Annotated in this window: 16 protein-coding genes; 6 read left to right on the top strand and 10 right to left on the bottom strand. The window is 67.2% G+C overall.

The features are described 5' to 3' along the window. Positions 1-4: 4 nt before the first annotated feature. Positions 5-1,468, bottom strand: coding sequence for a hypothetical protein (locus BM337_RS02655; RefSeq protein ID WP_218155506.1), 1,464 nt, complete (start codon positions 1,466-1,468; stop codon positions 5-7). Positions 1,469-2,248: 780 nt separating this feature from the next. On the opposite strand from BM337_RS02655, the gene BM337_RS02650 reads away from it, so the two are divergent. Continuing rightward, positions 2,249-4,231: a hypothetical protein gene (locus BM337_RS02650; protein WP_089813639.1), complete on the top strand. Its 1,983-nt coding sequence runs from the start codon at positions 2,249-2,251 to the stop codon at positions 4,229-4,231. Positions 4,232-4,243: 12 nt separating this feature from the next. Here BM337_RS02650 and BM337_RS02645 read toward each other — a convergent pair whose 3' ends face one another. The 4 genes from BM337_RS02645 to BM337_RS02630 form a co-directional block, all read right to left on the bottom strand. Further along, positions 4,244-4,813 (bottom strand): metal-dependent hydrolase, encoded by a 570-nt coding sequence (locus BM337_RS02645; protein WP_089813637.1) that lies wholly within the window; start codon positions 4,811-4,813, stop codon positions 4,244-4,246. A gap of 5 nt (positions 4,814-4,818) precedes the next feature. Then, positions 4,819-5,850 carry a DUF1616 domain-containing protein gene (locus BM337_RS02640; RefSeq protein WP_089813636.1) on the bottom strand — a complete coding sequence of 344 codons (1,032 nt, stop codon included), beginning with the start codon at positions 5,848-5,850 and terminating at the stop codon, positions 4,819-4,821. 61 nt (positions 5,851-5,911) lie between these two features. Further along, positions 5,912-6,892, bottom strand: coding sequence for a glycosyltransferase family 2 protein (locus BM337_RS02635; RefSeq protein WP_089813634.1), 981 nt, complete (start codon positions 6,890-6,892; stop codon positions 5,912-5,914). 93 nt (positions 6,893-6,985) lie between these two features. Next, positions 6,986-9,418, bottom strand: coding sequence for a lipopolysaccharide biosynthesis protein (locus tag BM337_RS02630; protein WP_089813632.1), 2,433 nt, complete (start codon positions 9,416-9,418; stop codon positions 6,986-6,988). 471 nt (positions 9,419-9,889) lie between these two features. On the opposite strand from BM337_RS02630, the gene BM337_RS02625 reads away from it, so the two are divergent. Further along, entirely contained in the window at positions 9,890-10,816 is a 927-nt protein-coding gene (locus BM337_RS02625; protein ID WP_089813631.1) for a polysaccharide deacetylase family protein, read from the top strand. 42 nt (positions 10,817-10,858) lie between these two features. On the opposite strand, the gene BM337_RS02620 is transcribed toward BM337_RS02625, so the two are convergent. The 4 genes from BM337_RS02620 to BM337_RS02605 form a co-directional block, all read right to left on the bottom strand. Further along, entirely contained in the window at positions 10,859-12,466 is a 1,608-nt protein-coding gene (locus tag BM337_RS02620; RefSeq protein WP_218155505.1) for a hypothetical protein, read from the bottom strand. 301 nt (positions 12,467-12,767) lie between these two features. After that, positions 12,768-13,550, bottom strand: coding sequence for a helix-turn-helix domain-containing protein (locus BM337_RS02615; protein ID WP_089813629.1), 783 nt, complete (start codon positions 13,548-13,550; stop codon positions 12,768-12,770). Positions 13,551-13,652: 102 nt separating this feature from the next. Next, complete coding sequence (locus BM337_RS02610; protein ID WP_089813627.1) at positions 13,653-15,344, bottom strand: bacterio-opsin activator domain-containing protein; 1,692 nt, start codon at positions 15,342-15,344, stop codon at positions 13,653-13,655. Positions 15,345-15,406: 62 nt separating this feature from the next. Then, positions 15,407-16,420 carry a hypothetical protein gene (locus BM337_RS02605; protein ID WP_089813626.1) on the bottom strand — a complete coding sequence of 338 codons (1,014 nt, stop codon included), beginning with the start codon at positions 16,418-16,420 and terminating at the stop codon, positions 15,407-15,409. Between the two features lie 247 nt (positions 16,421-16,667). Between BM337_RS02605 and BM337_RS21365 the strand changes: the two genes are divergently transcribed. From BM337_RS21365 to BM337_RS02585, 4 genes are read left to right on the top strand one after another with little or no spacing between them, the layout of a single operon-like run. After that, positions 16,668-17,549, top strand: a complete 882-nt coding sequence (locus BM337_RS21365) for a DUF4129 domain-containing protein (protein WP_089813624.1) — start codon at positions 16,668-16,670, stop codon at positions 17,547-17,549. Further along, the gene (locus tag BM337_RS02595) at positions 17,546-18,199 is read left to right on the top strand and encodes a DUF7269 family protein (RefSeq protein ID WP_089813622.1); all 654 of its coding nucleotides are present in this window, start codon (positions 17,546-17,548) and stop codon (positions 18,197-18,199) included. Before BM337_RS21365 ends, BM337_RS02595 begins: the two co-directional genes overlap by 4 nt. After that, the gene (locus tag BM337_RS02590) at positions 18,196-19,452 is read left to right on the top strand and encodes a DUF58 domain-containing protein (RefSeq protein WP_089813621.1); all 1,257 of its coding nucleotides are present in this window, start codon (positions 18,196-18,198) and stop codon (positions 19,450-19,452) included. The genes BM337_RS02595 and BM337_RS02590 overlap by 4 nt, the downstream gene beginning before the upstream one ends. Beyond that, positions 19,449-20,138: a DUF7519 family protein gene (locus tag BM337_RS02585; RefSeq protein WP_143117620.1), complete on the top strand. Its 690-nt coding sequence runs from the start codon at positions 19,449-19,451 to the stop codon at positions 20,136-20,138. Before BM337_RS02590 ends, BM337_RS02585 begins: the two co-directional genes overlap by 4 nt. A 39-nt stretch (positions 20,139-20,177) precedes the next feature. Here BM337_RS02585 and BM337_RS02580 read toward each other — a convergent pair whose 3' ends face one another. Continuing rightward, positions 20,178-21,146, bottom strand: a complete 969-nt coding sequence (locus BM337_RS02580; RefSeq protein WP_089813616.1) for an AAA family ATPase — start codon at positions 21,144-21,146, stop codon at positions 20,178-20,180. Positions 21,147-21,281 lie beyond the last annotated feature (135 nt).

Here is a 21,281-nt window from a genome sequence, read left to right as displayed (position 1 = left end):
GTTCTCAGTACTCGGTACCCGTCTCGACGACGTTCGTCGCCCCCCAGTCGCTGACGCCGTCCGGGAACGTATTGTTCTTGAGCCGGACGTCGTTGGCCGTGTCGTACAGTCGGATCGAGTTCACGTCACGCGTGGAGTTGGAGTAACAGTCCTGGATCCAGACTTCGTCACCTTTGACGGTTATGCCGCGACCAGAGGTCTGGATGTCACAGTTGTACACCAGGCTATCCTGGCCGAGCAACGCGATGCCGCGGCGTTGCTCGCCGGCCGTCTGGTCGATCGTGACCGCGCGAAACGACGCGTTGTTGCGTTCACACCGTATCGCGTGGCGCATCAGATTACCCTCAGCGTCGCCGGTGATAGAGACGTCCTCGACACCTATTTCGCCGGCGTCGTCGCCTTCGGCCAAGATGGCACAGTTGCTGTCGTTCATCTCGAACTCGGTGTTGACGATGTAGGTCGGTCCGGCACTGGGATTGATCTCGACACCGAGGTACGCCGGCGTCTCCATTCGTATCGACGAGTTCTTGATGGTCGTCCCGTCGACGTCGTTCTGGATGTGGATCGCTTCGCCGTGGGGCTGGTCCATCTCGATAGTGACGCCGTCCACGATGTGCCAGTCGCCGTACTCCAGCCGGATCCCCTCCTGGTTGATGTCCCAGGGCTGATCGTCGACGAAGACCGTCGCGTTCCTGACGTCACCCCGTCTGGCACCGATACGGATCGACGCGGTTCCGCTGTTGTAGTAGCGGCCGCCTTCGACGATGACGCGACCCGTTCCACCCGACGCGTAGAGCCCGTTGTCCGGAAACGCGCCGAGTTCGCAGTCCACGAACCGTATCGTTCCCGCGTGGCCCTGGTTACAGAGGATGCCGTTCGGGCCGACGTACCCGTCGCCGGGCGAGTTCTCGACGAGTGTCCCGCCATCGTGTGCGCGGAAATCCTTGACGAGCCCGTCGCCGTCGGGGTCCGTGACGACGAACAGTCCGGGCCCCCACGTCCCGCTGTCGTGTCGCCCGACGACGTTGATATTGCGGACTTCCAGGGTGTCCGAGGCGTACGTCTCGAACGCGCGGATACCGGTGTCCTCGGCCGTCTGGTCGACGGTGAAGTGTCCGATGCGGAGGTTCTTCCCGGGGGCGTAGTGCGTACCGAGGCGGAAGAGGCGGTACTGGGGCCCCTCGAAGTCGTACCAGTTCGCCGGCACCAGCGTGGCGTCGTTCCCCCGGAGCCCCAGGTTGTCGAAGTCGGTGAAGCGGACCTGTTCGTCCATGTAGTACCGGCCCGGCGGGAACTGGAGCAGCGTGTCGTCCTCGATGACGTCCCTGATGACTGGCGTGATGGACTCGTTGCCCTCGTTGTCCGCTCCGGCGTCGACCACGTCGACGACGGATCCGTAGTGGTCGGTGCTGACGTCGGCTGCGGCGGTCCCCGTCGTCGCCATCGACGCCGCTGCCGTGGCGGTCACCCCACCTGCGAGCGACGTTAGATACTTCCGTCTGCGAATCCCCCGTGTTGCCTCCTGCTTTGCCATAGTTGAAGCTAACCCCCTGGGGCATATACTATACGGGCCGTAGTCGGATATATTTCGATATTAAGTTCTGGAAAGGCCGGCTATCGGGCCGGCCAGAGGCCGCCAGTCCGGCGGGACTGGTCGTCTGCGTGAGAGCGAATCGGCGACGGTCCGTGATTCCAGCCGCTTCGAAACCCGTTCCGTGACTGTCGATCCATCCGACACACCAGTGCGTACACGAGACGCGGGGTCAATCAGAAGTCAGTATGTTCGTCGAACTCGCCGACGAGGGTCGAAGCTGCGCGGCGTCCGAGGAACGTACACGAGTGGTCCGTATTCGTTCAGTGAGCGGAATCGGAGCGAGTTTAGCAATGTCATAAACCCGCAATCGACCGCCGGAGAGCGGCCCCGTCGCCGGCCCGAACGGGTGGTTAGCAGCTGTGTAGTAAGGGAAGCGCAGAGCGTGAATCCGGTATCCACAGCCGCGCCCATGGCGAAGACGACACAACGACTGTCACGGTCGTCCCGGCGTGGTGCACTAACGGGCCCAGCTGCCTCGACGATCTGTCGTCTCTCTCGTCTGAGGACGTACGCCCGATGGCGAACACGGAGGAGACTTCCACGTGAACAAGGATCATCTGCGACCGACGACTCGCATCGACGGGCCAACCCAGCTGCGGTCGGTTCAGGGGCCAGCGCACCGACTGGCAAGACGCGGCCGCTGGAGGGGCACCGATGAGTAGCGCGCTCCGTCACCGGGTCGCGACGGCGCGATTCGACATCGTCGCCGCGGCCGTCGGACTCCTGATCGCACTCGCCCTGTTCCCGCTTCGCTTCTTCGCCTCGCAGATATACATCCGGACGATACCGATCGTCCTCGGCAGTTCGTGCATCATCTACCTGCTGGCGACGTATCGATCGTCCCCCCGTATCCAGGAGTTACCGACCCTCTCGAAGGGGTTCAGGCGAGCGCTCCCGTCACTGGTGTTTCTGTGCCTCGCCGTTCTGGTCGCGCTCGCGGTCCAGGACGGCCAGCGTTCGCCCCGGTTCCTGGTCGTCGCCGGACTGACCGGGACGCTGATCTTCCTGCAGATAGCGTTCGTTCGCTCCGAGGGGTTCAACAGGACGCGCGTGCTTGTACAGATCGTCGCACTGGCGGCCGTAGTCAGGTTCGCGGCGCTGTACACGACACCGGGACTGATCGGTATCGACATCTGGACGCACATCACCGGGCTGGCAGGAGACGTCTTCGCCGCGGAATCCCTGGAAGCGATCAGCGACAACAAACACTACACCTCACCGCTGTACCACCTGCTCGTCGTCGCGACGGCGCTACTCGGAGACGTCTCGCTTCGCCTCGGCCTCTACCTGTCACTCGGAGTCGTGATGCCGGTCTCCGTGCTCCTGGTCTTCGCGTCGGCGAACCTGCTCGTCGACGAGCGCTGGGCCGCCTTCGCCGCGATGCTGTACTCGGTGGGCGATTACGTCATCGAGTGGGGGATCCACCTCATCCCCACGAGCATGGGGCTGGTGCTGTTTCTCGGGCTCTGCTACTGGCTCGTCCGGACGATGCGGACGGGGCAGGACAGAGTCGCACTGTCGTTCATGTTCGTCCTCAGCGTCGCCATCATCCTCACCCACCAGGTGTCCTCGTTCATCACGCTCGTGATGCTCGGCGGCGCGTTCCTCGCGTATCTCTTCATGGGACTGGACGTGTTCCGGCCCTCCATCCTCGACCCGGACGTGTTCCGCATCAACCAGCCGGTCAACATCGCCGGCCTCATCGCGTTCGACCTCGGCTTCAGCACGTTCCTCTGGTCGATGACTCCCTACAAGGGAGAGACGTTCCTCCTGACGCTCCTGAGTTACCTCCGGCAGACGCTGATCTCGAGCGCGGGCGTGTTGAACCTCGCTGGGCCGAGCTCCGCGGACGGCGCAGCCCCCGAGGGCGCCGACCCGACGCTGATCGACGTCCTCGTTCCGTACATCGACACGCTCGGCTTCCTGCTGCTCCTGTTCGGGACCTTCCTCGGCTGTCTCTACGTCGTCAACCGAACGCGGGCCCGGCAGTCGACGTTCACGCTGCTGTTCAGCGCGGCTATCATGCTCGTGTTCGTCCTCGGACTCCCCATGTTCGGCATCCGGAGCTTCATCCCCCAGCGCTGGTTCGCGTTCCTCTACCTCCCGCTCGTCCTGCTGACCGTCATCGGCCTCCGCCACCTCGAACTGTCTCTCAATCGACGCATCGTCGTCGTCGTCCTGCTTCTCTTCGCGGCCGCGTTTCCGACGGTGATGATGGTGTCGGCGAACGGGACGGTCGACAACCCGGTTTTCGAGGGACAGGGAGCACAGCTCGCCTACAATCAGCAGGAACTGGCCGCCGTCGACACCATCGGGCGGATCACCGGATCGCCGGACAGCGCGAACATCCTCCCGGAACAGTTGCTCTACACCGACCACCCCTACCAGACGGTGTTGAATCGGAACGGGGCGTATCCGTCCCGGACTGCCGGGATCAACGGGACCGACCCGGTCGACCACGAGATGGTCGTCTACCGGCAGGAGCAAGCGAGAGACACGACGTTCTTCGAGAGCAGCCAGGGGTTCGGCGTGAGTCGTGACGTCAACGAATCCGCGGTCTGTCGCCCGGAGATGGCCGTCGTCTACACCAACGACGAAGTCCGTATGTGCACGCAACCGCCAGCGGCGACGACGTGACGGCCCGGGTGTTCACCGGAGGTCCGTCACGGCACCCCTGGACGGCACGCCCGGACAGCCGTCCCGGAACCAGATCCAGGCAGTGAACGACAGCAACAGGAGTTCCAGCGACAGGAACGCCAGCCCGCGGTCCGTCGTGAGGAAGAACAGGAACCGCAGCGCGTAGTACGCGACGTTGTCGAGGAAGCCGCTGCTCGCGGAGGGGGCCGCCTCGACGAGCGGCCAGAAGAACGGGCGGAGTTTGATCTGGCCGTCGAACACCGCCCCGTACACCGCGTCGGCGGGGAGGTGGGAGAGGTAGCCGACGACGAACGCCGCGCCGAGTTTCGGCCGTCCGACCCGACGAGTGAGGGCGACGACGACGGCCGAGAGCGCGACGGCGGTGAACACCGAGTGGGCGACCGAGACGCCGCCCTGGAAAAGGTCCAGCAGCCACCCGAGCGGTTTGTCGACCAGGTCGGGGAACTGCGTCCCGAACGCGACGGCGACGAACGCCGCCGTCGTCGGCGGGTCACCGGACCAGTATCGCGTGAGCGCCGAGTAGAGGAGGTAGCCGACGGCGAGGTGTTCCCAGGGCCACATCCGATTCAGGCACCCCCGGCGTCGGCGTCGGTCGTGACGTCGATCGGGAGCCTGAGGGACCGGTAGGCCGAATCGATAGCGGGATCCGCTGGCGGACTGTCCTCGTACAGCAGGACGACGAGGCGGCGGTCGGTCCCGGTCCCGGTCGGTGAGACCGACAGCGGGAGGACCGTCCGCTCGCCGTGGTCGAGCGACACCGTTCGCCGGTCGAGTTCCGCCTCGGAGCGTACCGACGCGTTCTCGCCGGCGCCGTCCACCCGCTGTTCGAGGACGACCAAGTGGTAGTCGACGGACCGCTGCTCGTGGTTCTCGATACCGACGGGCAACGTCCGGGTCTGTCCGGGCGCGAACTGCGAGGGGTACGTCGACTCCACGTCACCGGAGATGTTCTCGGTCTCGACGTAGAATTCGGTGAATCCCGCCGCCTTGGTCTCCTGTGGCGGATTCACCGCGGCGTAGCCGAGGCTCGTCGCGAACACCAGAATCGAGAGGCCGAGCGCGACGTCGAACATCGTCGAACGGGACTCGTTCCCCCACGACGCGGACGGGCCACCGGAGAACCGGAGTGCGGAGACGAGTCCAAGCGGTCGGGGGACGTATCGCTCCGCTGGGTCGAGCCGAACCCGGCGGACCAGCGCCCCTAGCGTCCACAGCAGCGTCCAGCCGGCGACGCCGAACAGGATCGGGACGACGCTGACGCCCCAGGGAGTGAAGTTCGCGATCAACGCGACCACCGCCACGACGACGACGCTCAGGAGGACCGAGAACGCGAATCGCTCGGCCCCGTCGACGCCGGACTTCGTGGGCATCGGATTCTCGAGCCCGCTCTCGTTCCGGTCGAAGGGATACGTCCGGTGAGTCCCTCCCCGCGGGAACAGGGTGGCGAGGAGCGTGTAGCCGGGAAACAGCGTCACGAACGGGACGATCGCCGCCGCGCGTACCCAGCCAGTCGCGCCCTGTGAGACGAGTGTGACGGTGAAACAGGTCCAGAGTACGACGAACGCCAGATCGAGAAACCAGCCGAACCTTCGGGTCATCGCCCAAAGCTCTGGACCACACGACCGTTATTATCTGTTGGATAAGCCCGCTCGTCCCCGCTCACTCCAGGGATCTGACCGCCGTGACCACGCCGTACAGAACGGCGACCGCCACGAGTCCGACCACGACGGTCGCCGGGGTGGAGGCGCGATGTCGGAACCCGGAGACGCCGGCCCAGGCGAGTCCCGGCCAGTGGCGCGCCGGGACGTCGGCTCGCAGGAGGTGGGCGACGGCTGGCGCGAACTTCCCCTCCTCGAGGAAGCGCATCCCGAGCAGGAGTTCGTGAGCCTGCCGGACGCGGTAACCCTGGGACTCGGCCTCCCTGACGAGCTCGTCGTGCTTGGCCAGGTACTCCTCGTCCGCCCGGCGTATCGTCTCCGCGTCGGGCGTCGCCGTCTCGTAGCGAACCACCAGCGGTTCGTCGACGTAGGCCAGTTCCCCCTCCTGGATGACGCGCAACAGGAACTCCGGGTCCTGGAACCGGTCGAGTTCCTCGTCGAAGCCCCCGATACGGCGGGCGACCCCGGTCTCGACGAGCAGTGTCGACCCCGCCCCGGAGTGGAGGTTGTCTGCGAGGATCTCACCGGCCAGTTCCTTCCCGCCCTCCATGAGGACGTCGCCGTCGGCCCTGGCCAGCAGCGACGCCACCGCCCCGATGACGCGACCGCCCACGCCAGAGTGCGAGCGGTCGGCGTCGCAGTACGCGGCGACGTACTCGCCGTCCCGGACGCGGTCGAGCTGGCGCTCCAGCTTTCGGGGGCGCCACTCGTCGTCGGAGTCGAGGAAGGCGACGTACTCGCCCTCGGCCTCCTGGATGCCCGTGTTTCGCGCCGCGTTGGCCCCCTGGTTCGTCTCGTGTTCGACGACGCGCAGTCGCTCGTCGTCGTACGCTTCGAGGAGGGCGACCGTCCCGTCGGTCGACCCGTCGTCGACGACGAGCAGTTCCAGGTCCGCGACGGTCTGGTCGAGGACGCTCCCGACCGCCCGTGGCAACACGTCGGCCCGGTTGTACGTCGGAATGACGACGCTGACGGTAGTCATAGTACACGAGATACCCCGCTCCTGAATTACTAGTCACCGGGTAAACGGCCAGGTGTCGGCGGGCCTGGGCCGGCGGCTGCGGGCGCGTCCCGGTTAGAAACTCGTCGGGAACCGTACCAGTGAGAGGATCCCGCCCGATCCCGAGTCGTCCGTCGATTCGGTCTCGTCGCCGGACGTCGTGTCTGTCGCCGACCCGTCTGTTTCGGTATCGTCAGTCCCAGTCCCGTCCGTTCCAGTGTCGGTGGTCGTGTCCTCCGGCGTATCGGTCTCGGTATCCGACGCCGTCTCCGTGTCGCTCTCCGTCTCGGTGTCAGTGTCGGTCTCGGTTTCCGTGGCCGTCTCCGTGTCGGTGGCCGTCTCGGTCTCTGTCGGGGTGTCCGTCTCGATCTCCGTGTCCGTCTCCGTGTCGGTGGCCGTCTCGGTCTCCGTCTCAGTCGCCGTCTCGTTCTCCGTCTCCGTGTCGGTATCCGTCTCCGTGTCGGTGTCCGTCTCCGTGTCGGTGTCCGTCTCGGTCTCGGTCGGGGTGTCCGTCTCGTTCTCCGTCTCCGTGTCGGTGTCCGTCTCGGTTTCCGTGTCGTCGGAGTCGTCGGGGTCGTCGGAACCGTCGGACCCACCCGAGGAACCGGACCCGCCCGACCCATCGGAGTCGTCCGAAGAGTCGGACCCGCCGGAGGAGCCGGATCCACCGCCGGATCCGCCGGTGTCGTCGTCTCCGTCGTCCGCGTCGGTCCTGATGTCGATCGGTGTGACGCTATCGCTCTCGCGCTGACCCCGGTCGACCGTTCCCGTCCCGTCCGACGACGACGCAGTGGTCTCGCTGTCCGAGGCTGTCGTCGGACCGGCCGTCGCGTCGGACGGTATCGGGGTCTCGGTGCCGTTGATCGCCGACGACTCGTTGCCGCCGCCGTCCAGCACCGCCGTGGCGAGCGCGAACCCGGTCCCGGCCGCGAACAGCAGGATACCGAGGACGGCGAGCCAGCGCTGGCCGTTGACGACGGCGCGTTTGCTCATCAGCGCCGGCCGGTCGGGGTCGCGGGCGCGGGCGACGAGTCCAGGAACCGGCCCAGGGAACGCCGAGAGGAGGTCCCAGCACTCCTCGACGTCGAGTGCCCCCGTCACGAAGGAGAGTGCGAGGAAGATCGCGAGGCCGACGGGCGGAACGACAGCGATGGCGACCCAGCTGGACAGGACCGTCGGGAGCAGCAAGATGGGGACCGCCGACAGCCCTGCCGTCACGGCGATGCGGGCGAGTCGCGAATCACTCAGCGGGTTGAAACCGAGCTTGCGAGCGCTCCAGACGTGGAAGATGAACATCGACCCGTAGCCGACGCTCGTCGCGACGGCCGCGCCACGCATTCCGGCGACGGGGATCAGTATCGCGTTGAGGACGAAGTTGATCCCCGCCGCAGCCCCCGTCGCGTACAGCGAGTATCGCAGGTTGCCGTGGCCCTCCTCGATGGCGAGCGTCGGCCGGACCGCCGCGAAGCCGAGGGCGCCGGGGAGCAAGAACAGCAGTGGCGTGACCACCGGCGCCGAATCCTGGCCCCAGTATATCGGAACCACGATCTCGGCGAGTGACGCCAGCCCGAGACACATGAGACACGTCAACAGGAGCGTGTACCGGGTCGTCTTCGAGGCGATGTTCGCCACCCGGTCTAACTGCCCCTTCGACCACATCTCGGAGGTCGAGTGGATGTACACCGCCTGGATCGTCGCCGGGACGAACCACAGGAACTCGGCGAGTTTGAGCGCCGCCTTGTAGTGGCCGACCATGTCGCCCCCGCGCAGGTTCTGGAGCATGATGACGTCGACGTGGTACAGCGACAGCATCAGGAACGACAGGCCGATGGCGCTCGTGTTGTAGGTGAATATCTTCTCGCGCGGGAAACCCGGGTGGGGGTTGCGTACGAGTGCACGGACGCCGACCTGTCGGACGACCAGAAGTATCCCACCAATTGCGGCGATCAGCGTCCCGAGCATCTGCCCGGCCAGTGCGCCAACGACGCCGTATCCGAGCGAGACGAATCCAAGCGCGAGAACGCCGAAACCCACCCATTTGACGATCATCAACGGCTCGGAGTGGCGCTCGAGACCGAGACCCATCAGTCCCCGCCGGGCGAACGACCAGGTCTGCGAACTCACGACCGCAGCGATCATGATCAGGAAGTACGTCTCGAACGTCGGGTCGTACAGCCACGCGATCACCCCGAACCGAACGGCCAGGAAGTACACGAGCGCTCCGGCGGTAGCGAGTGCGACTGCGAGACGAAAGTAGAACCCCACGACGTGTGCTTCCCAGTCGGGTAAATAGCGGTCCTCGGCGACGTACTTCTGGACGCCACGCGTGATGCCCGAGCTGACGAAGATCATGAGCAGCGCGTGTGTCGAGAGGACCGTCGCGTACTCCCCGAACTTTGCTGGTCCGAGCATCCGATACAGGAGCGGCGAAGCCACGAGACCGATGACCAGCGTGACCACTTTCGCCGAGACGACCGAGAGGACGCCGCTGACAATATTCCGTGACATATGATATAGCAGCTGCCCGTTTCCGGCTCACCGCATCAGAAGACAGGGAACGCGTCTGTCCCTGCAGTGCGTCGCGGAGAGGCGGACCCCGTCGAATATGGATCGTGGGCGGACAGTTTGAATAGATAGTCGGCCCTCACTGGGATTATTATACACCAGCTATCCGAGCGCACGCTGGCGTTCGGGCCCCGGTGACGGGGATGCCTGCCGCCAGGAGCGACTGAGTAGGCGGTCGAAAAAACCCCGGCATGCGCTCAGATACCGCGCCCGATCGGGCCAGATTCGGCGATAGAGACGTGATTCGCGTGACGTGAACCGGGTTGGACGGCCTCGTGGCAGAGCCGCATACGTCTGCGTCGGCTCCGTCAACCGTTTCGCCGAAACGCGGTGGGGCCATCACGGATGAGAGTCCCGCACTACGGCGTTTTATCACATCCATAACCTTGGCCGGCGGCGTGGTCGGATCCGGTAATGGGATCAGTCGTTATCTCTCTCGACGCCGAGCTCGGGTGGGGGTTCCACCACGAGCGGCCGCTTCCCGCCGCGCGAATCCGTGACGCTCGGTCCGCGTGGACCGACCTCCTCGGACTCTTCGACGAGTACGAGATTCCCGCGACGTGGGCGGTCGTCGGGCACCTGTTTCTCGAAGACTGTGCGGGCGGTCACACCAACCATCCGGCCGGATCGCAGTGTTGCGTCGACGCCCCCGCCGGCATTCCGAGGGACGACGCGTGGTTCGCCAACGGACTGGTCGACCAGGTCGCAGACGCCGACGCCGACCACGAACTGGCGAGTCACGGCTTCAGCCACGTCCACTTCGCCCACGAACGCATGAACCGGGACCTGGCCGAGTCGGAGTGTGCGGCCGCTGCCGAGACGCTCGCACCGTACGGTACCGAACCACGATCGTTCGTTTTTCCGGTGAACGAGGTCGGGTACCGCGAGTTACTCGCGGAACATGGATTCGCCTGCTATCGGGGCTCGGCACCTGCCGATCGGGGGCCCGTCGAGAAGCTCTGGAACGGCCTCAGAACCCGGAACTCTCCCCCGATCGTGAGACCGGCCGTCGACGAGTACGGGCTCGTGAACGTCCCCGCTTCGCTGTATCTATTCTGCTTCGAAGGCCTCGTACGAAGAATCATCGAGGGGGTCCACGACGACCCCATCGTGGATGCCGTCCGCCTGGGGATCGAAGCGCTCCGGGAAACGGACGGTGTCCTCCACCTCTGGCTCCACCCCCACAACGTCGTCGACGAACACGACCGGGAACGGATGAAACGGGTGCTCGCGACCGTCGACCGCGCCCGTCGAGAGACAGACGTGACCGTCGAAACGATGGGGGACGTCGCTCGGCGAGTCAGAAACGACGAACCAGCGAGCAAGCCGTCGATCGTCTAGCGTCGTGGTACGGGTCCGACGCTACTGTGAGGAAAAACCAGTCTAGAACTCGTTGCCGACCAGCTTCAGCCCGGCAGAGCCGGCGTCCCTGATACCGCCCCGGAGGCGATTGTTCTTCAGGTAGACGTCTTCGCTGTCGTCGTGGAGCGCGATGGCCTCGCGGTCGCCGTAGGAGTTGGCGTAGTTGTCCTCGACGTGGGTCCCGGTGCCGGCCTCGAGCAGTGGGTAGTTCGCGGTCCGGACGTTCGACTTGTACACGAGGCAGTCGTCCCCGAGGTTGACCAGGCCGTAGCGCTTCTGGCCCCCGGGCTGGTCGATGGAGACGGCCCTGAAATCGACGTCGTCGCGCGTGTTCCGGATCGCTGCGCGGGCGCCCTCGTCCCCCACGTCACCGACGATGTCCACACTCTCGACGTGGGCAGAGGCCGACGCATCGGGCCCCTCGAAGACGATGCCGTACCCACCGGGTGCGCTCATGTCAATAGTCGAGCTGTACACCGTCGTCTTCCCCGCGTCGGGGGAGACCGAGATCGCCGTGTTGCCGACCGACGAATCGACGGTCACGTCCACGTCTTCGATCCAGACCGTCCCGGCCGAACCGGGAACGTGGATGGCGGTGACCCCCTGGTCGACCCGGACGTCGACCGTCGTCTGCAGAATTTCCGCGTCGGCGGCGTTCTGCAGCCGGATACCGCGCTGGTCGTCGAACCCGACGGCGGGCGTCTCGTCGACCGTCACCGTGACGCCTCGAACGACGGCCTTCGCCCCGCCGACCCGGATGTTCGGCGCGTTGCTGTTCCGGTAGTGACCACCGTCGACGATGATCCGGCCGGACCCGCCGGACGCGTAGAGACCGTTGTCCGGGAAGCCACCGAGTTCGCAGTCCTCGAACCGGAGCGTGCCCGCGGTCATGTTCGCGAGGATACCGGTCGGCCCGCGCCAGATGTTACCGGCGTTGGGCGTCTCGCTCTCCCACTGGCCACCGTCGGGAGCCCTGAACCGTCTGACGAGACCGTCCCCTCCAGCGTCGAGTACGTTGAACCGGCCTGGCCCGAAGGTACCGCTGTCGTGACGTCCGTCGACGTAGACGTCCTCGACGTGCAGGCCGTCGTCGACCACCGCATCGACGACGCGGATTCCGGTGTCCGGCGCGGTCTGGTCGACGGTGAATCCCACCACCAGCAGGTCCGTCCCGGGACTGTAGTGGGTCCCGAGGCGGAAGAGCCGATACTGCGGCCCGTCGAAGTCGTGGAAGTTCGCCGGCACGAGCGTCGCGTCGTCCCCGACCAGTCCGACGTTGTCGAAGTCCGTGAAACGGACCTGCTCGTCCATGTAGTATCGACCAGGGGGGAACGCCAGCAGCGTGTCGTCGTCCAGGTGTTCCTGCAGCACGGACGACACCGGTTCCTGGCCGGAGTTGTCCGCGCCTGCGTCGACGACGTCGACGACGGTCTCGAATCGGTCGGCGTACTGGCTCGGGTCTGCGGCCGCAGCCGCACCAACCAACCCGCCGCGCTGAACGAGGCCACCAGCCAGCCCGGCTGCGCCCAGTCCCCGAAGATAGCTCCGGCGGGAAAATGTCGTAGTACTGTGATCGGTCGGTGCGTCCGTCTCGCGAGTTTCCGAACTCCGGTTGTCTTCCTTCGTCACGGCATGTGACTCTTGTGTACTTTCTCGCAATACCCTTGGCCTGTCCCACTCCAGTGTTTAAGAGGTCATTAAGCCAGGTAGGGATCGATTAGTTACCGATTAATCGTGGAAAACTGACGTGAACTGGAGTGCCTACTGCCCGGGATTATCTTTATATTTTCACGATACCCAACACAATAAAGTCCTGCCGGTAAACTCGCTGCCTTTATCTTCCGACCCCAGTCTCACCAGCTTCGACTGGACGCCGAAAGACTCGCTTCGCTCGTCGTTCGAGCCCGGCCACTCACAGTTCGGTCGGTAGTCAAAACCGAGTCCGGAACCTGGAGGACGCCAGCGTCTCGGCGAGCAACTGGTTCGTCGCGCGACGGATGCGCTGGGAGACGGCCGACGGCGAGATGTCCAGCTGCCTGGCGAGTTCCTCCTGTGTCGCGCCGCGTGGCACCTCGAAGTAGCCCATCTCGTGGGCGGTCGAGAGCGTGTCCCACTGGCTCGCGGTCAACCCGAGGTCGTCACCACGCGTGTGCTGTTCGTCCGCAGAGAGTTTGAAGAGCCGAAGCGTCACTTCGTGACTCGAACAGAAGTTCCGAAAGGACGCGAAGGCCTCGTGCGACGGAAAGCGGACGTGAAACGACCAGCTTCGACCCGCCGTCCGGACGTCGTACAGGAGCGCCCCGAGATCGGCGAACACCGGTGAGAACTGCAACGCCTCGGAGCTAAACCGAACGCGGTACGTGCAGGCGTCGTCGGTTCTCGCCAGGAGTTGCGGGTCGCGGACGGTGTGGTCCGTCGACAGCGCCGCGTCGAACTCGACGATAGATTCGCCTGCGGCAGTAAACACGAGGACGGCGGCGCCGCCGTCGGTCGTCCGGTAGTTCGGTTCGACTGTGACCGACGGCGCAGCACGGATGGCCTCGCCCAGCACGACGTCGCGGTGTGAGACGGCAAGTTTGGCGACGACCGGGTCGTCGTCCCGGGCACTCCCGAGCGAACACAGGACCACCTCCGAGTCGGATGGCTCGTCACGCCGATCGGCGTCGTCTGCCCTGGCGTCGGAATCCATCGGATCGCCGGCAGAGTTCCACATGGGCCCACATGTGGATTCCCTCTAATGGATTTTCTCGCTACACTGTTCGTACCAGAAGCGATCGGTTACGCTAGCATGCTAGCTTCCGAAACGATCGAGCCTTCATGACTGTTCGACGACGAATAGCAGCGACAGCAGCTTGCGCTCGGCGGTCCGGAGGTGGCGACTGAACGTCGGTTGCGAGATGTCCAGCAACTGGGCGACTTCCTCGCCCGTGCTCTCACGGGGCCACTCGAAGTAGCCGCTCAGATACGCCGTCCGGAGCGTCTCCAGTTGCCGGTCGGTGAGGGACTCCTCGAGTTTCGCCCAGACGTGCTGCTCACGGGCGACCGGCCGGGTCCGCTCGCGTCGCGACCGGAGGCCTACCTGGTCGTACCGCCGTTCGAGCGAGTCGACGAACCCCTCGACGTCCGCGTCGGTCGGAAGTGTCAGGACGACACGCGTCCCGTCCGCAGTTGCCTCCACCGACTGGGGAACCGCGCCGGCCTCGACGAAGTGCGACAGGAGCCACTCCTCGCGCAAGAGCACCTCGAGGCAGTCGGCGTCGTCCCGGCGCACCGGTTTCACCGAAGCGACCGCCGGGTCGCCGGCGAGCGTGGACTCGACCGAACCGTCGCCACCGCTGGCGGTCGTCAGAAACAGAACGAGCTGGCCGTTGCTCGTGGTCACCCCGTCGAGTCGGAGGTCGGTCTCCGCCGCCCGTGCGATCCGTCCGAAGACGTCGTCACCGCCGACCAGCTGTAACTCCAGTTCGACGACCGCGTCGGAGAGCAACGCCCGCTTGCGGTCGAGGGACCCGACGGCGTGGGTGACGACCGCTGCGACGTGGTCCAGCGTCCGCCGCCACAGGTCGGTCCCGGCGCTGTCGTCTGCCGAGTACACCGCGAGGACCCCGGCGAACCGGTCGTCGACGGTGAGCGGAACCGCCTGGGCCGACTGCACGTCCCGGGCGAGCGCTTCGCGCCGCCACGACGCCGACCGGCGTCCGCTGGCGACGGTACCGACGGTCGTTGCCTCGCGGTCGCGGGCCGCGACGACTGCGGGCTCGGAGTTCGACGACGTGAGCGTGCGGTCGACCGCATCGAGGTAGCCCCGCTCGCGGCCGGCGGTCGCTGCCGGGACGACCCGTTCGTCGTCCGGACCGACGTGACCGATCCACGCGAAGGCGACGCCCTCGCTCGCCGCGAGCCGTTCACAGACTGCTCGTTCGATGTCCGCCCGGCACGTCGCGGCGGTCACTGCACGTTCGAGCCCGAACACCACGTCGGTCACGTCGTCGAACCGGGCGAGGCGGGCACTATCGCGCTGGCGGTCTCGCGTACACCGGCGAAGCCCACGCTCGCATTCGATCCGTTCGAGTCGGTGCGTGGCGACCGCCGCGAGCGACGTGAGAAGCGTCCTGGATTCACCATCGACGGTGGCCCCACCGGTGACGGAGACGAGGGTGCCGTAGCCGCCGAGCGGTTCGATGGTCGCGCTGGCGGCCGTCCCGCTATCGGTGTTCAGTTCGGTACAGACGACCGGGTCGCCATCCAGGTAGGCGTCCCGGGCGATAGTCCCGATCCCGTCGGCCAGTGACCGGTCGTCCCGGTCGAACGTGCTGGCCGTCTCCCGGAGACTGCCCGCCGTCCCGTCCACCAGGAACGCTGCGGCGCCGTCGATTCCCCGGATGGCAGTCACTACCTCGACGAGCACGTCCGCGACTGCCTGCGGCGAGGCTGCGGCGGAGAGCGCCTCGCTCGCGGCTCGGACGCCGCTCGCACGTCGTCTGGGGGCTTCGTCGCGGTCAAGCATCCTCGATAGCCCGACCGATGTGGCCGCTTTCGGCGCCAGGACGCATCGTCACCGACCCCGGATCACCCCGTCGATTCGACGACGATGCGAACCGAGTCGCCGTCCTTCATCACGTACTCGTCCATATCGACCGGTTCGTCGTTGACGGTGACCTCGACCGTCGTGTCGTCGTCCGCGGGGTCGTACGTCGTTCCGTTGTACTCGACGACGCCGTCCGCCGCGTGGATCCCCTCGAGCGTCGAGAGCGCGTACGAAAGTGTGATCGACGTGGAGTGGGCGTGCCAGATCTCACCGTCCCCGTGCTCGTAGTGGAAGTGCCGGTGGCCCGCCTGGTACTTCTCCTTCGAGAAGTCGAGTTCCTCGCCTTCGACGACGAAGCGCATCTCGCCGTGTGCGTGTTGCTGGGCGGCCTTGATGTAGGTTCCCGGGCCAGACACGTTCGTCTCCGCCGTGGTGACGGTTATCCAGACCATGTCGGCGTCTTCGAGGACGTACGCCTCGGGGTCGACCGACTCGCCGTCGACGCGGTAACTCACCGTCGTCCCCTCGGTCGACTCGGTGTAGCGCTCGCCGTCGACCGCGAGTGTGGACTCGGTTGCGTTCACGTCGAGACCCGACAGGGCTGCCGCGAGCGTCATATCGGAGTCGTTGGCGGTCCAGGTGTGCTCGTCGGACTCGGCGACGCCGAACGCGTCACCGTCTCGGTCCCGGTCCTGGAGGTCGAGTTCGGAGCCGTCGACCGCGATAGTCATCTTCCCGTCCAGTTCTGCCAGCGACGCGTTGGCAGGCGCTGAGTCGGCGTCCGCGTCGTCGCCGGTCTCGTTCCCGGCGTCGTCACCGCCGTGGCTGTGGCCGTCGTGGCTGTGGCCGTCGTGGCTATGCCCGTCGTCCGAGGTCGATTCGCTCTCGGTGGCCGTCGCCTCGGTTCGGTCGTCCGTGACGTTCTCGGCCGTTCCCTCGGTCGATGATGCACCGACGTCGCCGTCACCGAGACCGATCCCGGAACACCCGGCCATGAGGACCAGGGCGCCTGCGAAGACGAGCGTCACGACGGTGCGCGTCGAAGTCGTCTGCATAGTGTTCGCTCACACCCACGCGACCATCGGGGATTACTATCCATCGGGTATGCCCCGCTTACCCCCCGCATAAGTACGGTATCGGCGGCCAATCTGTCGGTTAGATGACCGACGGACGCCGTTCGGACTCCGAGGGGGGCGGGCCCACCGAATCGACGGAAGAGGGGTGGTGGGGCCGTGGGGCGACAGTATCGACGGACCGAACAGGGATCGATGCGGGCCGACGAGGACCGGCCGAGATGGAGCGATGAACCGCGAGCGAGTGGTCGTCGTTCTCTGTGCGGCCTGCTGTTGTTTCGCGCTGGTGACGCTCTCCTCGTCGCTCGACGCCACCGTCTCCGGGAGCCCGGAAGACGAGTTCGACGTCGGCGCGGACGAACTCCCGCTCTCCGACGACGACACCGGCGAACTGAAAGACGCGTACCAGTCCGGCAGCGGAGCGGAGGGAGAGTCGTCGAGCAGCGACCAGAACGGGGAGGGCGCGCCTGCCGCCGCGGAGAGCCAGAATTCGGACACGGGAGAACAGGATGGCGACGCGAGTAGTGACGCCAGTAGCACGCGGACGGCGACGGACCAGGCGGCGGACCGATCGGCGGCCCAGTCGGCCGACGCCAGCGACAGCGACAGTGGATCGAGCCAGTCCGGTGAGGGAACTGGACTGACGACCCAGGACGAGCAACGCGACTGGCTGGCGACGGCACGGGACCTGCTGTCCGGCGTGCTGGGCCTCGGCGTCGTCGGCGCGGTGGGTACCCTCGGGTGGCTCGCGGTCCGTTACCGGGAGCGACTCCTCGGCCGGGTGGTCGGCGACCATGGCGGCGGGGAGCGATTCGGTACCGCCGGGTCGACGGACGGACCGACGTTCGAGCCGCCGGCGAACGAGATCGAACGAGTCTGGGTCGAGATGGCCGAGCGTGGTGACGTCGCCATCGACCCCGGCATGACGCCGAGCGAGTGTGCGGACCGGCTCGAAGCTGACGGGTTCGACCGCGACGCCGTCGAGGAACTCACCGACCTGTTCCAGCGGGTCCGCTACGGCAGCGCCGTCACGACGAGCGACCGCGTCGAGCGGGCCCGCGAGTGCCTGCAACGGTCGGTGCCGACGACGGACGGAGGAGAGCGACAGTGACGGCCGCTCCCTCGCCCGAAAACCGCGTCGCGCCCGTCGGCCGGGTCCTGCTGGGACTCGCCGGGTTGCTCGTCCTCGCCGTGGCCGTCGTCGCCGACGGTCCCGTCCGCGGAACGGTGAACGCGCTCCTGACGCTGTTCGGTAGCGAGTACCTGCTGGTCGCGGTCATCGGCCTGGTGGCGTTCGTCGTCGGCGTCGCCGCGTTCGTCACCAGCCGCGAGGCGGCGACCCAGGCGGCGACGCCCGACCCCGAGCGGGCCGTCGCAGTCCCCGCCCCCGGCGAGTCGTTCGACGAGATGGCGGCCGACTGGCGGTGTCTACTCCCGGGTGCGGGTCGCGACCACCGGGCGGCAGTCCAGGAGCGGCTCCGCCGGACCGCTGTCGAGGCGGTGGCAGTCACCGACGACTGCGACCGGGAGACGGCCGCCCGGCGTGTCGCCGAGGGAACCTGGACGGCCGACGGCGTGGCGGCGGCGTATCTCGCCGAGCAGACGGACGCGACGAATGAGGAGGAGTGGTTCGAACTGCTAGTGGGCCGCCAGACGCCGACGCACTATCGCGCAGAGCGGACCGTCTCGGCCATCGCCGACGTCGCCGGCGTCGGCGGGGAAGACGTGGACGACGGAGCGGGCGAGGAGACCGATCGATGACTGACCCCTCACCGACCCGCCGGTGGCGCGGCGTGCTCGCGGTCACGCTCGTCGCGGGTGGACTCGCTCTGGTCGCAAAGCGGCCCGCACTCCTGTCGAGCGCCGTCGTCGGCGTCGTCTTCGTCGCGTACGCGCGCGTCACGTCGCCACCGTCGCCGGCGGTCGAACTCGACCGGCGCCTCGACGAGGCAAGCCCGAGCCACGGTGATCAGGTAGACGTGCGCACGACCGTCACGAACGTCGGCGACCGGACGCTGTTCGACCTGCGAATCGTGGACGGCGTCCCGCCCGCGCTCGCGGTGGTCGAGGGGGCGCCGCGCCACGGGACGGTGTTGCGGCCGGGTGAGTCGACCACACTCAGCTACACCGTCGCGGCACGGCGTGGTCGGCACCGTTTCGAGCCGGCGACCGTCGTCGCGCGCGACGTCGGCGGGTCCTGGGAAGTAGAGATCGGCGCCGACGACGGGACCACGGTCGACTGTACGACCGACGTCCCGGCGGCGCCGTTACGTGGTCGGACGCTCGAAGCCGTCGGCCGCGTCCTCGCCGACGACAGCGGCGCCGGCACCGAGTTCCACCAGACCCGCGAGTACCGGCGTGGCGACGCGCTCAGCCGGGTCGACTGGAACCGCTACGCGAGCACGGGCGACCTGACGACCATCGAGTTCAGGAAGGAGCAGGCGACCCGCGTTATCCTCGTCGTCGACGCCCGGCCGGTCGCCTACCGGGCGCCCGAGGGAGATCCCCACGCCGTCTCGTACGCCGTCGCCGCCGCCGGCCAACTCGCCAGAGCCATCGTCGACAACCGGAACCACGTCGGTCTCGCGGCCTTCGGCCGGGAGCCCTGCTGGCTCGAGCCGGGAACCGGCCGCAACCACGCGCTCCGCGTCCAGCAACGGCTGGCCGACCACGCCACCTTCGGGGCCCGGCCGCCCGACGACGCACCGCCCGTGGCGGACCAGGCGAAGGCCCTCCAGGCCCGGCTCGAGAACGGCGACCAGTTGCTCGTCCTCTCACCGCTGCTTGACGACGACGTCGTCGAGACCGTTCGCCGGTTCGAAGCGGAGGAGACGCCCGTCAGCGTTCTGTCGCCGGACGTCACCGACGCCGACGGCGGCGGGCGGACGCTGGCCCGTATCGAACGCGACCACCGCCACCGAACGCTCCGCCGTGCCGGCGTTCGCGTCGTCGACTGGGACCCCGACCGGCCGCTGTCGGTCGCGGTCACCGACGCCATGGGGGCCCAGCAGTGAGCGCTCAGCCCGTTCGACGGCGGCCGGCGACATCGAGCGGGACCCTCGCCGTGCTCGTCGCCAGTGGTGTCGCGCTGGTGCTCGGCAGCGGTGCGGTCCGGACCGGGATGGCGATAGAACTGGCCGGACTGGCCGGTATCGCGGCCGGTTTCACTTTGTGGCGTCGGGGACGGAAACGGTGGAGTCTCGTGCTGGCCGGCCTCGGATTCGTGGGCTGCCTCGTCGGCGTCGTCGCCTTCCTCGGCCGGGCACCGGGGCCGAGCGCGGCGATACAGTCCCTCCCCGCCATGCTCGGCGTGCCGGTGCTCGCGGCGGCGCTCGTCCCCGTCCGCGGCAGTGGGTCGCGAACCCTCGTCAAACTCGGCGTGGGATCGGTGTTCCTCACCGTCCTGCTGGCCGGCTTCTTCCGCTCGGCCGCTCCGGCCGTCCTCCTCGGTGCGACGGCGGCCAGCGTCGTGGCCTGGGACGCCGGCGAGCAGGCCATCGGCCTGGGCGAACAGCTGGGCCGGTCGGCGACGACCTGGCGGCTGGAACTCGTCCACGTCGGGGCGACTGGGCTGGTCGCCGTCGCCGCCGTCGGCGGCGTCTACGCCACCCGCACCGTCGCGACCGGAACGCCGTCGTTCGCGGGCTTCACCGCGACGGCGGTCGCCCTGCTCCTGCTCGTCGTCGCGCTCCGTCCGTGACCGTGCGCTCGCCGTACGTGACCGGGTGTGCGTTTTACCCTACCGCTGTCCCTCGGGCGTGGGCCGTGGAACCGTCACCTGCTTCAGGAGGTCGGCGACGACGTCGGACCGCGTCGTGTCCTCCACGGTCGCGTCGGGCGTCAGCACCAGCCGGTGGGTGACGACGGCCGGCGCGACGGCTTTCACGTCGTCGGGCGTCGCGTACTCGCGCCCGTCGAGGGCGGCCCTGGCACGACACACCTCGAACAGCCGCTGACACCCCCGGGGCGAGACGCCGACCGACACCCGCGGGTCCTCGCGCGTCGCCCGGACGAGGTCGACGAGGTACGCCTTGACGTCGTCGGCGACGCGGAGGCGCTCGGGCACCCGCTGGAGCAGGAGGACGTCGTCCCTGCTCAACACCCGACCCGCGGACGGCGTCGGCTGGTCGCGCGCCTCGCGCCGGTCCAGGAGCGACCGCTCGCCCGCCTCGTCCGGGTAGCCCAGGCCGGTCTTCACGAGGAATCGGTCTTTCTGTGCCTCCGGCAGCGGGAAGGTCCCCTCGCCCTGCTCGACCGGGTTCTGGGTCGCGATGACGACGAACGGTTCCGGGAGGTCGTGAGTCGTGCCGTCGACGGTGACCTGGCCCTCCTCCATCGCCTCCAGCAGGGCGGCCTGGGTCTTCGGCGAGGCGCGATTGATCTCGTCGGCCAGGACGACGTTGGCGAACACCGGCCCGCTGTTGAACTCGAACTCCCGTTCGCGCTCGTCGAACACGTACGTCCCTGTCACGTCGGTCGGGAGCAGGTCAGGGGTAAACTGGATCCGGTTGAACGAGAGTCCCAGCGCCGTCGCGAAGCTCCGCGCGGTCAGCGTCTTCCCCGTCCCCGGTACGTCCTCCAGCAACACGTGCCCCCGGGCGACGACTGCGGTCAGGATGGTCCTGAGCACGTCCTCGTCGGCGACGACCGCGGTCGAAACCTCCTCGAGTACCTCTTCCCCCAGTGAACCCGCCGTGGTGACGTCCATGGTGGCCGGCCGTCCACGGACAAGTTAACTATACGACTGGTAGCCGGAGCGCACGTCGGACCGGATAGCGGTGACACCCACTCGCCGCGGGCCACGGTCCCTGCAGTATTGGGTGACGGTTCCAGCCACCCCGAA

Origin of the sequence: Halomicrobium zhouii, from assembly GCF_900114435.1 — an archaeon.
Taxonomy (GTDB): domain Archaea; phylum Halobacteriota; class Halobacteria; order Halobacteriales; family Haloarculaceae; genus Halomicrobium; species Halomicrobium zhouii.
Note: the sequence above shows the minus strand (reverse complement) of the source record. Positions and strands in the feature narration are given on the sequence as shown.